The 18,681-nt window shown below is 68.0% G+C and carries 1 protein-coding gene; it reads left to right on the plus strand.

Going from position 1 to position 18,681, the window contains the following annotated elements:
• Nucleotides 1–2: 2 nt before the first annotated feature.
• On the plus strand, nt 3–18,680 hold the full coding sequence (locus METUNV2_RS19245; protein ID WP_018230537.1) for a filamentous hemagglutinin N-terminal domain-containing protein: 18,678 nt from the start codon (nt 3–5) through the stop codon (nt 18,678–18,680).
• Nucleotide 18,681: the final 1 nt, after the last annotated feature.

An 18,681-nucleotide genomic window follows, 5' to 3' on the forward strand; every position in this document is an offset into this window, starting at 1 on the left:
ACATGAACAAGGGGCGCTACAGACTGGTGTATTCCGAAGAGCACGGCAGTTACGTGCCGGTGCCGGAAGAAACCAGTGCACGCAGCAAGGGTCAGGGCGGCCGCGCACTGCGCCGTCTGGTGGCTGCGATGGCCGCGGCGCTGCCCGGTCTGTCGATCGCCAACCCGACCGGCCATCAGGTCATGCAGGGCCAGGTCGGCATCCAGCAGCAGGGCGGCACGCTCAACATCACGGCCAGCGACAAGGCCATCATCCACTGGAAGCAGTTCTCCATCCAGCCGGGTGAAACCACCCGCTTCATCCAGCCGAATGCGACCGCCACCGTACTCAACCGCGTGGTCGGCCAGGACCCGTCGCAAATCCTCGGCAACCTGATCGCCAACGGCCGGGTATTCCTGATCAATCCGAACGGCGTGCTGTTCGGCGCTGGCGCCAAGGTCGATACCGCCGGTCTGGTGGCATCCACACTCAACATCAAGAACGAGGACTTCAACGCTGGACGCCTGAAGTTCGAAGCCGAGGGCGCGGCCGGCAAGATCCGCAACGAAGGTTCGCTGAAAACCACCGGCGGCCCGCTGCTGCTGATCGCCACCGACATCGAGAACACCGGCCTGATCACCGCCGAGAACGGCGACATCGTGCTGGCGGCCGGCAAAAGCGTCGAGATTGCCGATCCTCACCAGCCTGCGCTGCGCGTGCGCATCGAAGCAGGCGGCGAAGCGATCAACCTCGGTCAGCTGATCGCGAAAGGCGGCAACGCCGGCATGTTCGGCGCCGCACTGACCCAGGCCGGAAAGATTTCGGCCACCGGCGCCCAGCGCACCGCGGACGGCCGCATCGTGCTGCGCGGTACGAAGTCGGTCACGCTGACCGAAACCTCCGAAACCACGGCCCGTACTGCCGACGGCAATGGCGGCGCGATAGAGATCAGCGCGCCGGAAGTGAAGATCGAGGCGAAAGCCGTGGTCGACGCCAGTGGCATTCAGGGCGGCCGCATCGATGTCACCGCCGGGCAGCGCGCCACGGTGGACGGCACGCTGCGCGCGACCGGAAAACTGCCGGCGCCGCCGGCAGCCGCACCGGCCCCTGCCGACATCGAATTGCCGGTCACCGCCGCCGGCCCGGCACCGGCGCCCGCAGTGCAGCCAGTCGCGGATGCAGGCAAGGGTGGCCACATCCAGATCACGGCGGACACCGTGGCCATCGGCGGCAGCGCCACGCTGGACGCTTCGGGAGACACCGGCGGCGGCTCGGTGCTGGTCGGTGGCGACTGGCAGGGTGCCAACCCGCTGGTGCGTAACGCGCAGGTGAGCTGGGTAGGCAGCGGCGCCCGTCTGCTGGCCGACGCGCTGCTCGATGGCGACGGCGGCAAGGTGGTGGTGTGGGCCGACCAGGCCTCCGCCTTCCACGGCAACATCTGGGCACGTGGCGGCCGCGACGGCGGCAATGGCGGCCAGGTCGAGGTGTCCGGCAAGGTGGCGCTGCTGTATCGCGGTCGCACCGACACGTCGGCGGCGCGCGGCCGCAACGGTTCGCTGCTGCTCGATCCGCTGTCCATCGTGATCCAGGGCGGCAGCGGCGACGGCGCCAACGACGGCAACCTGAGCTACAACGGCGGCACCGCAGGCACCATCACCGCCGAATCGCTCGGTCCCACCGTGGTCTATGAGAGCGAACTCGAAGAACAGAGCAAGACCACCGACATCATCCTGCGCGCGCAGCGTTCGGTCACGGTCGGCAACGCGCAGTTCAACTACACGGCCAGCGGCAACGCGAGCGGCGAAACCGCCGGTCAGCTCACGCTGGCAACCGGCAGCAGCCTGCTGATCGAAACCCGCAATCTGGGCGCCGGCGAAGGCGGCGTGAGTGCCGGCATCGATCTGGTGACCGGCGGCTGGCACGGCGCCGGCCTGCGCATCGTGACCCAGGGCAGCGGCAGCATCACGATGCAGACCGGCTACAGCAACGGCACCCAGGTCGGCGACCAGCGCGCTGACATCGTGCTGCCGGTGCTGCAGACCGCCAGCGGCGGCATTCTTGCGCGCGCCGGCAGCACTTCCGTCATCGATCTGCGTGGCATCAGCTATCGCAGCGGCGGCACCATTTCGATGCAGGCCGGCACCGTGAGCGGCGGCACTGCCTTCAATGCGGCCGGCGGCACGGAAATCACCGGCAATTACCTGCTGAGCGGCGGCACCGTCAGCTTCGATGGCGGCAACGCCTCGATCAGCGGCCTGCTCACACTGAATGGCAACCTCGGCGGCGCGTCGGCGCTGTCGGTGGGTGGACTGCTGTGGCAGGGCGGCCAGATGCTGGCTGGCGGCCGTGTCACGCTGAACGGCGCCGGTCAGATCGACGGCTCGAACGCCTATCGCTACCTCGACCGCCGGCTCGACGTGGCCGGACAGTTCGACCTGGCCAACAGCACCGGCTACGAACTGATCGTCCGCAACGGCGGCGAATTGCACCTGAACGCCGGTGCCACGCTGTCATCGACCACTGCGGACGGCATGATACGACTGGCCGCCGGTACCGGCGGCAGTGCGCTGCTGAGCGGCGACGCCGGCAGCCGGATCGCCATCGCTGCCGGCCGCTCGCTGCAGCTGAATACCGACAGCGCAGCCGGCAGCACCATCGCCGGCCAGTTCGACACCTCGGGTGACGGCGCACTGATCGTGGCCAATGGCCGGCTGTCCACCGCGGCGGATACCACCTTCACCGGCAGCGGCATCCTGCGCCTGCTCAATGGCGGCACGCTGAGCGGCAGCCATCGGCTCACGCTGGGCAACCGATTCGAATGGCAGGGCGGCCTGCTGGACGGCAGCGGCACCACCGTGCTGTCCGGTACCGGCGTAGTGGACAACAGTTCGAGCTATCACTATCTCGCACGCACGCTGCAGGTCGACGGCACACTGACACTGGGCAACAGTTCGGGCTATCTGCTCTACATCAACGATGGCGGCCGCCTGCACCTCGGCGCCACCGGCACGCTGTCCACCGACGGCAGCGCCGCGTACATCTACATGAATGCCGGCGCCACCGGTGTCGCTCGGCTGTCTGGTGACACCGGCGCGCGCGTCGTGATCGGCGACGGCGCCCAGCTCTACCTGCGCACCGACAACACCGGCGGCAACCGGCTGTCCGGCACGCTGAACATCGGCGGCGCTGGCGTGCTGACGCTGGATTCAGGCAGCGTTTCGGTCACCGACACGGCCCTGCTCACCGGCAGCGGCACCGTACGCCTGAGCAATGGCGGTGACATCGGCGGTGCCGGAACCCTCACCCTCGCAGCCAACTTTGACTGGCGCGGCGGTTCGATGAGCAATGCGGCCGGCACCACCATCCTGGCCGGCAGCAGCTCGATCGACAACACCTCCGGCTACAAGTACATCGGCCGCCGGGTGGTGCTGACCGGCAGCCTGACCATGGGCAACAGCAGCGGCTATTACCTGCAGATCCACAACGGCGGCAATCTGCATCTGGCAGCCGGCAGCCGTCTGGCCACCTCGACCGCCAGCGGCATGATCTACCTGGCGGCCGGCACCGGCGGCGCCGCACTGTCCGCGGATGCCGGATCGGCCATCACCGCTGCCGCCGGCACCGTGCTGACCTTGCAATCCGACGGCAATGCCGGCAACACGCTGGCCGGCCGCTTCACCTTCGATGGCGCAGGCGAAGTGCGCATGCCGTCCGGCCAGTTCACCACCGCCGCTGCCACCACGTTTGCCGGCAACGGCCTGCTGCGCCTGAACGGCGCCACGCTGAACCTGCTGCACACCACCGAATTCGCGTCACCGCTGGTGTTCGAAAGCGGCATCATTGCCGGCAGCGGCAGCGTGCTGCTGTCCGGTGACAGCCGCTGGACCAGCGGCACCATGAGCGGCACCGGCACCACCACCGTGACCGGCCGACTGCAGATCGACAACAACGCCGGCTACAAATTTCTCGGCCGGCAGCTGGTGATCGACAGCCAGCTGGATTTCGGCGCCTCCACCGGTTACTACCTGCAGCTGAACACCGGCGGAAGACTTCATCTGAACGCCGGCGCCACGCTGAGCACGAACAGCAGCACCGCCGTCATCTACATGGCCGGCGGCAGTGGCGGCAACGCCACCTTCAGCGCCGACGACGGTGCGCGGGTGGCTGTCGCAAGCGGTGCCGATCTTTTCCTGCGCAGCGACGGCACCAACGGCAACCGCATCGCCGGCAACTTCGAGCTGACCGGGGCCGGAGATCTCGTGCTGGACAGCGGCATGCTGCAGACCGGTGCAGCCACCGTCATCGACGGCATCGGACGGCTGCGGCTCAGCGGCAGCGCCACGCTGAATGCCGAACATGCGCTCAGCATCAACAGCGTTTTCCGCTTCGACGGCGGCGTGCTGGGCGGCAGCGCAGCCACCACCCTTTCCGGCGCCTTCACCTGGGCCGGCGGCACCATGGCAGGCACCGGCACCACAACAATTGCCGGCAGCGGCACCGTCGATAACACCGCTGGCTACAAATTCCTGAACCGCCGGCTCACGGTGACCGGCAGCCTGATGTTCGGCAACAGCAGCGGCTACTACCTGCAGCTGAACAACGGCGGGCGACTGCACGTCGCGGCCAATGCGACGCTGGGCACCAGCAGTGCCGACGGCGTGATCTACCTGGCTTCAGGCTCCGGCGGCAGCGCACTGATCAGCGCAGACAGCGGTTCGAACATCCAGCTGGCCACCGGTACAACGCTCGTGCTGCGGGCGGACAACGCCGGCAACAATGGCATCGCCGGCAACTTCAATCTGACCGGTAACGGCACGCTGCATCTTGATTCCGGCACCCTCAGCGCGGACGCAGCAACCGCCTTCACCGGCGACGGGCGTCTGTTGCTGTCCGGCGGCGGCACGCTGGCCGGCAGCGGACTGATCACCATTGCTTCGGTGTTCGACTGGACCGGCGGCAGCATGGCCGGCACCGGTACCACCCGCCTGCTGCGCGACGTGTCGCTCAGCGGGAGCGGAGCGCGTCACCTGAACCGCACGCTGGAAATCGCCGCCGGCCGCACGCTGTCGCTCGGCGACAACGTGACGCTGCAACGCTCGACCAGCAATGGCGGTACCGGCGGCATCGTGGCGCAGGGTACGCTGCTCAAGTCTGCCGGCACCGGGACCGCCTATGTCACCTATCTCGACCTGAGCGGCAACATCGCCTCCAGCAGCGGCGTGCTGTCGATCTACGGCAACGCCGTGGGCACTTCGCTGAACGGCGTGAACGCATCGACCAGCGGCAGCGGTGCGCTGCGCCTCGATTCCGGACTGTTCACGCTCACCAACGGCCAGACCTTTACCGTGTCCGGCGGCCGTGTCGAACTGAGCGGCGCCACGCTGAGCACCAGCGGCAGCACGTCGATCACCGGCGGCGGCGTGTTCGCGCTGACCGCCGGCACGCTGAACGGCACCGGCACGCTGACCGTCACGTCCGGCTTCGACTGGACCGGCGGCACCATGTCGGGCACCGGCACCACACGGCTGGACACCTCGGTCACGCTGACCGGCAGCGGCACCCGCACCCTGGACCGGACACTGGAAATCGCGGCCGGCCGCACGCTGGATCTCGATGACAACGTGCTGATCCAGCGTTCGACCAGCAGTGGCGGCACCGGCGGCATCGTCGCCCTGGGTACGGTCCGCAAGGCAGGCGGCACCGGTACCGCCTATCTGCGCTATCTCGATCTCAGCGGCAATATTTCCGCCAACCGCGGCGTCCTGTCGATCTACGGCAACAGCGCAGGCAGCCGCATCGCCGGCGCGGTGCTGTCCAGCAACGGTGGCTCGCTGCGCGCCGACAGCGGCACGCTGCTGCTGAACGCCGGCGAATCGGCGCAGATCGCGAGCGGCACCTTCGAACTGTCGGGCGCCACGCTGACCGCCACCGGCAACAGCAGCCTGGACGGCGCCGGCACCTTCAGCTTCACCTCCGGCACGATCAACGGGCCAGGCACGCTTATCGTAAATACCGCGACGGACTGGAGCGGCGGCAACATGGCCGGCAGCGGCATCACCCGCCTTGCCGGCGCGGCGCGCATCCTCAGCGGCAGCACCCGCGGCCTCGGTCGCACGCTGGAAATCGCCGGCAGCACAGTGGCCTCCAACCTGAGCGGCGCCGTGCAGATTCAGGACGGTGCCCGCATTTCGGTGCTGTCCGGCGGCACGCTGGAACTGAACAACAGCGCGGTCTTCAGCCATCTCGGCAGCGGTCGCATCGACAACGCCGGCCTGCTGCTCAAGACCGGCAGCGACAGCGCCTCGCTGGCCATGCCGGTGGGCAACACAGGCACGCTGCGCGTCGCCGAAGGCAGCCTGAGCGCCAACGGTTTCACCACCAACGCCGGTACGCTCGATCTGCGCGCCGGCAGCATGCTTACGACCGGCAGCCTGCAGAACAACGGCGTCATCCAGGGCAGCGGCACGATCAACCTTGGCGCCGGCACGCTGACCAATGCCGGCATCGTGCGACCGGGCGACGCCAGCGGCACCGGCACGCTGACCGTCACCGGCCAGTTCGTGCAGACCGCGGGCGGCCGCATCGAGGCGGACGTGCTCGGCGCCACCGCCGCACAGCAGGACCACCTGGTGGTCAGCGGCAGCGCCCAGCTCGATGGCGCGCTGGTGCTGACGCCGGCAAACGGTCTCACCTTCGGTGCCAGCGACCGCTATACCGTGCTGTCCTGCGGCGCCGACGGCTGTCTGAGCGGCGCTTTCGCCAGCGTGAATACCGGCGGTCTGGCAGTCACGCCGACCACCTTCTCGAACGCAATCAGCTTCGCCACCGGCACCATTGCCAGTACCTGGATTTCGCAGACTTCCGGCTTCTGGGATGTCGCCGCGAACTGGGCCGGCGGTCTGATTCCGACCGCCAGCACCGACGTGGTGATCGATCAGGCGGGCGACCTCACGGTCACCGTCCGCGCCACCTCGCCAGCCAGCAACTTCACGGTCAATTCGCTGCGCTCGAACGAGAACATCGCAATCACCGGCAGCACGCTCACGCTGCGCGGCGACTCGGTGATCAACGGCCGGCTGTCGATGACGGGCGGCACACTCACCATCGGCAGCCAGCTCGAAGTGGGTGCCATGACGCTCAACGGCGGCACCGTCAGCGGCGGCCGGCTGATCGCGGCCGGCACCGGCAATGTGCTGGGCAATGGCACGCTGAGTGCCCTGCAGCTGATGCTGGGCAGTCGTCTGACCTCTACCGGCAACGGCACGCTGTCGAACGTGACGGTGTCCAGACTGGGCAGCGGCAGCGACGCGGGCCGCATCGTGGTTGCCAATGGCAGCGACCTGCGCGTCGCCGGTACGCTGACGCTGGACAACGCCTCGGTCACGCTCGCCTCCGACGGCAGCTCCACCTTCCTGCGTGGTACCTCGGGTGCATGGAGCATCGCCGGCAATGGCTCCATCCTGTTCGGCGGCAGCCACAACGCCGTGCGCGCCAGCAATTACCTCGGCTACGGCTCCGGCGCCTACAGCCTCTCCATCGGTGCAGGCGTCACCGTCGCAGGCGCCAACGGCGGCTACATCTACTTCGGCAACAATGGCGCCAACGCAGGCACCATCGAGGCAGCCACCGCCGGCCGCGAAATCGTCGTCAATGCCTGGAACAACACCGATACCTGGAACAACACCGGCACCCTGCGCGCCAACGGCGGCATGCTCAGCCTCAACGACGCCTGGTCCAGTGCCGGCAACGGCGCACGCATTCAGCTCGACAGCGGCACCCTCTTCCTCGGCGGCTCCTTCAGCACCGCTTCGTTCAACACCCTGGTTCGACCCGCCGACGCCGATCGCGGCGCGCTCAACCTCGTCGGTACGCTGAACAACGCCAACGCGACCCTCAACCTCAATGGCGCAACCGGCACGCTCAACTCCGGCGGCACCATTGCCGGTGGCACGCTGGCCATCGACAACGCCTCCGGCGGCGCCTTCAACACCGGTTACGCCGGCGTGTCCGGTTCGTCCTTCGGCGGCTCAAACTCCGCCGCCCTGGACAACGTCCGCCTGAGCGGCAGCACCACCGTCGCCAACGGCGGTGACCTGCGCGTGATCGGTACGCTGACGCTGGACAACGGGTCGGTCACGCTCGCCTCCGACAGCAGCTCCACCTTCCTGCGCAGCACCTCGGGTGCATGGAGCATCGCCGGCAATGGCTCCATCCTGTTCGGCGGCAACCACAACGCCGTGCGCGCCAGCAATTACCTCGGCTACGGCTCCGGCGCCTACAGCCTCTCCATCGGCGCAGGCGTCACCGTCGCAGGCGCCAACGGCGGCTACATCTACTTCGGCAACAACGGCGCCAACGCCGGCACCATCGAGGCAGCCACCGCCGGCCGCGAAATCGTCGTCAATGCCTGGAACAACACCGATACCTGGAACAACACCGGCACCCTGCGCGCCAACGGCGGCATGCTCAGCCTCAACGACGCCTGGTCCAGTGCCGGCAACGGCGCACGCATTCAGCTCGACAGCGGCACCCTCTTCCTCGGCGGCTCCTTCAGCACCGCTTCGTTCAACACCCTGGTTCGACCCGCCGACGCCGATCGCGGCGCGCTCAACCTCGTCGGTACGCTGAACAACGCCAACGCGACCCTCAACCTCAATGGCGCAACCGGCACGCTCAACTCCGGCGGCACCATTGCCGGTGGCACGCTGGCCATCGACAACGCCTCCGGCGGCGCCTTCAACACCGGTTACGCCGGCGTGTCCGGTTCGTCCTTCGGCGGCTCAAACTCCGCCGCCCTGGACAACGTCCGCCTGAGCGGCAGCACCACCGTCGCCAACGGCGGTGACCTGCGCGTGATCGGTACGCTGACGCTGGACAACGGGTCGGTCACGCTCGCCTCCGACAGCAGCTCCACCTTCCTGCGCAGCACCTCGGGTGCATGGAGCATCGCCGGCAATGGCTCCATCCTGTTCGGCGGCAACCACAACGCCGTGCGCGCCAGCAATTACCTCGGCTACGGCTCCGGCGCCTACAGCCTCTCCATTGGCGCAGGCATCACCGTCGCAGGCGCCAACGGCGGCTACATCTACTTCGGCGACAACGGCGCCAACGCCGGTCTGGTCGAGGCGGTTACCGCCGGCAAGGAAATTTCGCTGAACGCGTGGAGCAGCAACAGCAGCTGGACCCAGTCCGGCACGCTGCATCTGGCCAATGGCGGGCAGTTCCACGTCGGCGACAACTTCATCAATTCAGGCGTGCTGCGCGGCGCCGGCAACATCAACGCCAGCGGCCGCACCATCACCAGCACCGGTCTGGTCCATGCCGAAGGCGGCGTGCTGTCGGTCACCGGCAACCTGACCCAGGCCGCTGGCAGCACGCTGCGCTTCGACATCGGTGGCACCGAGCGCGGCACCGGCCACAGCGCGCTGGACGTGAATGGCACCTTCACCTTCGGCGGCACGCTGCAGGTAGTCCATACCAATGGCTTCACGCCGGCCGCAAGCGAAGCCTTCCCGCTGATCCGGTATGCGACGCGCGCGGGCACTTCGCAGTTCGCCACGCTGGATGTGCCGGCGGGTTCGGGCTACGGCAGCTACTACGGCGCAGGCACCTATCTGCTGGCTCGCGGTGCGGCGCTGAACGGGGAAATCAACGAGTGGATTTCCAACGCCAGCGGCGACTGGTCGACCGGCACCAACTGGTCGCTGGGCGTGGCACCGAACAGCGCCACCATGTCGGTGCTGATGGACCGCGTCGGCTTCACGCCGACCGTCACCATTTCGTCCGGCAGCTGGACGATCGGTGAGCTGATTTCGCAGGAGCATCTGACGATGACCGGCGGCTCGCTCACCGTCATCGGAGAAACCGCGATTGCCGGTCAGCTCACGCTGAACAACGCCTCCCAGCTGCTGGCCCAGGGCCATCTGGATCTCGGCACGGTCACGTTGAATGGCAGCAGCCAGTTCATCGCCCGCAACAGCGGCCATATCGCCGAATACCGGCAGAACGGCGGCACCAGCACCTTCTCCGGAGCCGGTCTGGCGTTCGATGTGTTCGACATCCGGGGCGGCACGGTCAATTACGACGCCACGCTGGCCCTGCCCTCCCAGCTGCTGCGCATCGCCAACTACACCGCCAACCTGAATGCCGACCAGGGTCAGACGCTGATACAGCTGCAGTCGGGCACGCTGAACCTGAATCTGGGCTCGCTGTCTTCCGACCTCGACATGAGCGGCGGTACGCTCAACGTCGCCGGCAACACCGTGTCGAACGGCCGGCTGGACTGGACCGGCGGCAACATCAACGGCAGCGGCACGCTGACCCAGAACGGCGTGATGACCATCACCGGCAACGGCTCCTACGGCCTGGGCGGTGGCATCACGCTGGTCCATGCCAACAGCAGCGGCAACAGCCGCATGGCCAAGACCGGCAGCTATTTCTATCTGAACGGCAGTGGCACCACGCTGCGCAACGCGGCCGGCGCGGTACTCACGCTGGACAGCACCGACAACACCTTTGGCACCTACTACAGCGGCGGCACCGGCGGCCTGCTGCAGAACCAGGGCACGCTGATCAAGACCGGCGCCGGCGTGTTCCGGGTGAACAGCCCCACCCGCTTCGAACAGGCCGGCCTGCTCGACATCCGCGCCGGCAGCATCGATCTGTCGTACAGCACCGGCAACGTGTTTTCGGGCAACACCCTGATCGCCGCCGACAGTGCACTGACGCTGACCGGCTCACAATCGACCGCCTTCACCGGCAGTGCCCGCTTCAGCGGCGCCGGCCTGATCCAGCAGAATTCCGGCAGCACCGGCATCGCCGACGGCGCACGCATCGACAGCAGCCTGCGTCTGGCTGGCGGCACACTGGGCGTGACCGGCACCGTCAGACAGAACGGCGCCTTCACCTGGACCGGCGGCGAAATCAACGGCGGCGGCACCCTGGCGGTGAGCGGCGTGCTCGAACAGAGCGGCAACACCACGGTCTATCTGCGCGACGCCACCACGCTGCTGCATTCGAACACCAGCGGCAACAGCCGCATCGCCAACACATCGAGCAGCGGTCTGAACATCGACAGCGGTTCGGTGTTCCGCAACACCGGCACGCTGACGCTCGACGTGGCGGGCAGCGGCTCCATCATGTACATCGATCAGGACAGCGGCAGCGCTGGCCTGTTTGACAACACCGGCACGCTGATCAAGACCGGCAGCGGTCGCGTGGACATCGGCACCTACGGCCTGGTGTCGCTGCGCCAGGCCGGCGCGCTGACCATCAACGAAGGCTGGATGACGCTGGGCGGCAGCGGCGGTACGCCGCCGGTGCACCAGATCAGCGGCAGCCAGTCCATCGCCTCGGGCGCGCTGCTGCAGGTGACCAGCGGCCAGACCGCGCTGGCTTCGTCTGCCACCTTTGCCGGCGCTGGCCGGCTGGAAGTGGCCGGCGGCACGCTGACCATAGGCGATGGCGTACAGCTGGGCTCCGATCTCGCGCTGGCACTGAGCAACGGCACGCTGAGCGTGGTCGGCCAGCTGCAGCAGAACAGCCGCTTCACCTGGACCGGCGGCCAGATCAACGGCGGCGGCACCCTGGCGGTGGCCGGCGTGTTCGAACAGACCGGCAACACCACGGTGTATCTGCGCGACGGCACCACGCTGCTGCACACCAACACCAGCGGCGACAGCCGCATCGCCAACACTTCGAGCAGCGGCTTCAACATCGAGAACGGCTCGACCTTCCGCAACACCGGCACGCTGAAGCTTGACGTGGCATCGGCGAGCGGCGTCATGTACATCGACCAGGACGGCGGCAACGCTGGCCTGTTCGACAACGCCGGCACGCTGATCAAGACCGGTGCGGGCCGCCTGGACATCGGTACCTACGGCCTGGTGTCGCTGCGCCAGACCGGTACGCTCAACGTCAATGCAGGCTGGATCACCTTCGGCGGCAGCGGCGGCACACCGCCCGAACATCTGCTGGCAGGCACCCAGACCATCGCAGCCGGTGCCCGCATCGACATCGACGGCGGTCGCACCCGCCTGGCGAGCAGCGCGGTCGTGTCAGGCGCCGGCCCGCTGCGCCTGACCGGCGGCGTGCTGGCGATGGACGATGGCATGACGACCGGCATCACGCTGCAGCAGAGTGGCGGCACGCTGTCGGGCACTGGCAGCAATACGCTGAGCGGCCGCTACGAATGGACCGGCGGCACCGTCGGCGGCAGTGGCGTGCTGACCGTCAGCGGCGCACTGCAGATCAGCGGCTCCGGCAGCTTCGGCCTCGACGGTCGCTCGCTGCGGCACACCAATGCGGCGGGCAGCAGTTCCATCTACAAGACCGGCGGCTATCTGTACGTCAGCAACGGCGCCACCTTCACCAATGCGGCCGGCGCCGCGCTCTACATCGACACCGCCGGCGGCAATTCCGGTGTCTGGTATGGCGGCACCGCCGGCAGCTTCGTCAATGACGGCCTGCTGGTGAAGCAGGGCAACGGCACCTTCAACTTCTGGAACCCGGTCCGGCTGAGCAATACCGGCACGCTGACCGTGGCGCAGGGCACGCTGTTCGCCGACAACTTCACCAGCAACAGCGGCACGCTGCACACGCTGTCCGGCGCCGTTCTGAACACCGGCAATACCGCGCTCACCAACACCGGCACGGTGTCCGGACACGGCACGCTGGTGATCGGCGGCACCGGCCTGCTCAACCGCGGCATCGTCGCACCGGGCGGCAGCAACGAGGACGGCACGCTGCGCATCACCGGTCACTACACCCAGGCCGCCGACGGCACGCTGCAGATCGAGCGCGGTACGCCGGGCACCGACGCACTGGTGGTGAGCGGCACCGCCACGCTGGGCGGCACGCTGACGGTGAGCTCGCTGACCGGCTACACGCCGACCACGCTGCAGAGCGATATCGTCAGCGCCGGCACGCTGACCGGCAGCTTCTCGACCGTCACGCTGCCCAGCGGCTACAGCACGCTGGCGGTCGGCAACCGGCAGGTGCTGAGCTATGCCGGTGCGATCTGCGGCGGCATCTGCTGGGACGGCGGCGCCGGCACCAATCTGTGGACCGACGCGGCCAACTGGACCGGCGATCTGCTGCCGGGCCTGACCTCGCTGGTGTTCATCGACCTGCAGAACGGCGTCAGCGTGCTGCTGAACAGCGGCACCCACACGGTCGCGTCGCTCACCACTACCGCCGGCAACACCCTCACGCTGGCCGGCGGTTCGCTCACGCTGAGCGGCGGCGCATCCGGTCAGAACGCCTCGACCCTGGCCGGCAACCTGAACATCAGCGGCGGCACGCTGACCGCGAATGCCGCCACGTCGATCGCCCGGCTGGCGCTGTCGGCGGGCACGCTGGGCGGCAGCGGCGCGATCACCTTCAACGGTGCAGGCTCAAGCTGGACCGGCGGCGACATCACCGGCAGCGGCAACACGATCCTGGCCGCCGGCTCGACGCTGGACTACGCAGCCGGCACCCGCAGCACCGCGCGCCGCCTGGACATCCGCCAGGGCGGCACCCTGCGTCACCTGTCCGGCGTGCTCACGCTGACCGGTGGCGCCAGCAATGCCGGCGTGATCGACGTCGCGCAGGGCGTGACCGCACGTTACGGCGGCAGCGCCACCTATCTGCTGGACAGCAGCGGTCAGTTCGCCGGTGGCGGCCGGATCGAATTCATCAACTCGGCCCAGGCCACCGCAGCCAGTACCGCGCCGACCATCGCCGAATCGACCTTCACCGTGCGGGTACAGGACAGCGCCCGCTTCACCGCGACCGCACCGACCGCCATTGCCCGGCTCGAACTGGCGGACAGCGCCCAGGTCATTGCGCAGGCCGGCCTGCAGGCCGGCACACTGACCCAGACCGGCGGCACGCTGACGGTGAATGCCGCCTCCGCGGTCGGCCAGTACAGCTGGGCCGGCGGCACGCTGGCCGGCACCGGTGCGCTCACGCTGCTCGGCAACGGCAGCTGGACCCGCGGCACGCTGAGCGGCAATCTCGTCATCGGCAATGGCGCCACGCTCACGCTGAGCAGCACCGGCAGCGACGACGTGCAGGGCACCAGCTACAAGCGCTTCGGCACCGGCTCGCTGAGCAACTTCGGCACGCTGGCCTGGCAGGAAGGCCATATCGACGTGGTCGGCAACGCCCGCGTCGACAACCACGGGCTGCTCGACATCAGCGGCAACTTCAGTTTCGGCGACCGCTCGGTCGGCGTCGGCACGATCACGCTGAACAACCACGCCGGCGCGCTGATCCGCAAGAACGGCGGCGGCGAAACCAGCATCGGTTCGCTGGGCATTCCGGGCGGTACTGCGAACTATGCGGTGGTGACCAATGACGGTGAAATCCTGGTCGGCAGCGGCAGCCTGCGCTTTGGCGTCGGCTACGCCGGTGCGCCGGGTGGCGGCAGCTTCATCCACAACGGCCAGATCGACGTCGTGGCCGGCGCCTTGCTGGAATTCGGCGGCAGCCTGACCCACAACGGCTACACCTTCATCGACAGCGGCGCCACGCTGCGCCGCATCGGCGGCTTCACCAATACCGCAAACGGCACGATCCAGGGCTTCGGCACGCTGGACGTCGGCAACGGCAACACACTGCGCAACGACGGTACGCTGCAGGTGGGCGACGTGTTCAATGGCGTGAACACCCACGGCACGATGCAGGTGACCGGCAACTATCTGCAGGGCAGCGGCGGCCGGCTGCTGATGGCAGTGGGCGGCAACGCCGCCGGCCAGTACGACCGGCTCGCGGTCAGTGGCAGCGCGACCCTGGGCGGCAGTCTGGTGGTGAGCGAAGCCGCTGGCTATGCACGCGATTCGGTGGCGATCGACCTGATCACCGCAAACGGCGGCCTGAGTGGCGGCTTCGGCACCGTGACCCTGCCGGCCGAGGGCTACGCCGTCGCGCAGGGCGCGAACGCACTGCGTCTGAACTACGCCGCCATCGTGTGCGGCGGCATCTGCTGGGACGGCGGCGCCGGCACCAATCTGTGGACCGACGCGGCCAACTGGACCGGCAATGTGCTGCCCGGCCTGAACGACCTGGTATTCATCAATCTGGGCGCTGGCGGTCAGGTCAGACTGACCGGCGGCGATCAGCGCATTGCCGCGCTGAACACCGGTGCCGGCAGCACGCTGACCATTTCCGGCGGTGCGCTCACGATCACCGGCCTGTCCGGCAGCAGCAGCGTCGCCTCGGCCGTGGCCGGCGATGTGGTACTCACCGGCGGCACGCTCACCGTGGGCGGCCAGGCGAGCTTCGCCAGCCTGCGCCAGAGCGGCGGCTTCAGCCAGTTCGACGGCATCGCAACGGTGAACCGGCTCGCGCTGTCCGGCGGCGAGGGTGTCACGCTGCGCACCAACGGCCGCCTCACGGTCAGCGACGACTTCGACTGGCGCGACCAGGCCGATCTAGATGGCGCCGGCACCTTCACCACTGCAGGTCTGACCACGGTCACCGGCTCCGGCGGCCTGGGCTTCGGCATCAGCGTGGACTGGCACAACACCGGTACCGTCAATCTGGCCAATGGCGCACTGCTGCACTTCTACTCGACCAGCGACGGCAACGGCGGTGCGCTGATCAACGAGGCCGGCGGCGTGATCGACCTGTCGGGCGGCAACGCACTGGCGCTTGGCACCCACAGCGGCCCGCTGTCGCGCTTCGTCAATGCCGGCACGCTGATCAAGCGCAGCGGCGGCGACCAGCGGCTGGAAGGCAACTACAGCTTCGAAAACCTCGGCACGGTGCAGGTCGATGGCGGCCGCCTGGACATCCGCGTGTCGAACGCCGATGGCGGCGCCGACACTGGCCGCTACGTCAGCAACGCGACGCTGGCCTTCGGTGCCGGCCAGCGCATCCTGGCCGCCGGCAGCGACATCGCCGGCAATGGCGCGGTGGAGTTCTCCGGCGCCCGGGTGACGGTCAATGGCGACTACAGCATCGCCGGCACAGGCAACACGCGCATCAGCGCCGGCCGCGCCGACTTCGCCTCCGCACTCACCTTCGCCAATACGCTCATCGTGCGCGGCGGCGTACTGAACTTCAACGGCGACACCGTGCTGAACCGGCTCGAAATGGGCTGGTCCGTCGGCGACCCGGCCACCTACGCGGTGCTCGGCGGCACCGGCGCACTTACCTTCACCGGCAGCAACTCGACCATTACCGACGGCACGCTGGCCAGTGGCGTCGTGAGCGGCTACGACACAGCCCTCGGCCCGCTGTACGTCCAGATGCCGACCGCACCGCGCACGGTCACGGTCGCCAGCGGCGCGTCGCTCACCGTCGGTGGATCGCAGTACGCCGACCTGTCGGGCATCGCGCTGAACAACCAGGGCACGCTGTCGCTGGTGGACAACATCCACATCCATCTCGACAACACGCTGGACAATGCCGGCCGGCTGGAGCTGGGCAGCGCCAGCGCAGCGCTCGGACAGATCGCCGACGTGGCATGGGTTGCTCCGGGCAGTCTGCTGATCCGGAATACCGGTGCACTGGTCAAGCAGCAGGGCAACGATGCTTTTGCCGCCGCCACGCTGATCAGCAGCGGCACGGTGGAACTTGCCGCCGGCACACTGCGGCTGGGTGGCAACTACGTGCAGGACGCCGCAGGCACGCTGGTATCTGTGGTGGGCAGCGCAGGGCCGGGCCGTCTGCACGTGGATGGAAGCGCAACCCTGGGCGGCACGCTGGAAGTGCGTGAGGCAGCGGGCTACAACCGCATACAGCTGAACAAAGAACTGGTCAGTGCAAACGGCGGTATCAGCGGTGCCTTCGCCGCCCGCAACCTGCCCGCCGATTACACCCTGTCCGCCACGCCCAACCGGCTGAACCTGAATTACACGCTGCTGACCTGCGGCGGCATCTGCTGGGATGGCGGCGCCGGCACCTCGAACTGGATGGACGCCGCGAACTGGACCGGCGATCTGCTGCCTGGCCTGACCGATCTCGTCTTCATCAACATCGTGCCGGGGGCCAATGTCACGCTGAACGCATCGCCCGCGCAGACCGTGGCCGGCCTGACCATAGGCAACGGCAACAGCTTCACGCTGACTGGTGGCGTGCTCAACGCACCGACCACGGTGCAGGCTGGCGGCACGATGTCCCTGCTGGGCGGCACGCTGAATTCCGGCGGACTTTTCTCCAACGCAGGGACCGCGAATCTCGCCGGCGGCGCGCTGAACGCCAGCCAGCTCAGCAACAGCGGCACGATGAACCTGAGCGGCAGCGTGTTCACTGCCGGCCTGATCACCAACAACGGCACGATGAATCTGCTGGCGGGCACGCCGGCCAATCTGACCAGCACGCGCTTCAACAACAACGGCCTGATCGTTGCCGATACCGGCAGCACCGTCGAATTCGGCAGCGGTGGCGGCATGATCTTCGCGAACAACGGCGACGTGCAGGTGCGCAGCGGCACGCTGTCCGTGCTGGCGCACGACACCGACGCGTCAGGCCCGGGGGCCGATACCGGCGACTATTCGGTGGACGCTGGCGCCTCGCTGCGCTTCCGTGACGCCTTCCGTGACTTCGGTCCGGGCTCGTCGATCACCGGCGCCGGCAACGTCGAATTCACCGCGTTCTCCGGCGGCGCCTTCAATGTGAATGGTGTCTATTCGGTCGGCGGTACGACCCGGGTGAGTGGCAACACCCTGGTCAATTTCAACAGCAACGCGAACTTCGGCACGCTGGATGTCGCCGGCAATATCGGTGGCGGCGGCACGCTCAATGTCGGCAACCTGACCTGGACTTCGGGCAGCATCGGCGGTGCCGGCCGCAGCATCGTCGTCAGTGGCAGCGCCGCGATGGACGGTTCGTCGCTGACCCTGAACGGCGCACGCCTGACGGTTGCCGGCAGCGGCCTGATCGACGCCGACACCCAGCTCGCGCTGAACGCCGGCGCCCAGCTCATCGTCGGCAGCGGAGCCAGCTTGGGTCTAGGTAACAACAGCGCAGTGAGCGGCAATGGCAGCGTGGTCAATCGTGGCACGCTGGTCGGCACGGTAGGCACCACCGAGGGCACCGGAAGCGCCAGCATCGGCGTGCTGCTTTCGAACAGCGGCACCGTGAACGCCAGCAACGGCAACCTTGGACTGACCGGCGGCATCCGCACCAGCGCAGGTTCGTCCTTTGTCATCGGCAACAGCGGAACGATGGAACTGGGCGGCGAACTGCCGGACGACATCTTCGACCAGATTCAGATCAGTGGCAGCGGCAGCCTCAGCTTCTCGTCAGCGGTGCAGCCGGTGATCAACCGCAGCTTCTCTGCGCAGGCAGGCACACCCTTCGTGTTCAGTCTGCGTGCTGGCACGGCCCTGCGCAGCGGTCCGTCCCAGGGCGTACTGACCGGCCAGGCCGCGGGCTGGACCTATACCGCACCCGACGGCTTCAATGGCCGCCAGAGCGCCGTATTCGAACTGAGCAGCGGCAGTGGTACCGCGCTGATCAACGTCGTGTTCAACGTGGTATCGGTGCCGGCGGTGACGACGCCGATCGTGCAGCAGGTCACCGTACCGCTGCTGCCCGAAGTGTTCAGGCCGCCACGCATCGACGTGCCGTCGGCACCGTCGGCGCCGCAAGTCTCCGCACCGGTGAGCATCGCCAGCCTGGACGCCCTCGACAACATCGCCACCGCATCTGGCCCGCAGATGGAGCAGCCGCTGCGCGATTTCCGCGGCAGCCGCCTGCAGTGCCGCTAAG

This window comes from Methyloversatilis universalis EHg5, from assembly GCF_000378945.1.
Classification (GTDB): domain Bacteria; phylum Pseudomonadota; class Gammaproteobacteria; order Burkholderiales; family Rhodocyclaceae; genus Methyloversatilis; species Methyloversatilis universalis_A.

Coding starts and splice junctions, on each gene's coding strand:
- METUNV2_RS19245 (WP_018230537.1), top strand. CDS start 3: ATGAACAAGGGGCGCTACAGACTGGTGTATTCCGAAGAGCACGGCAGT.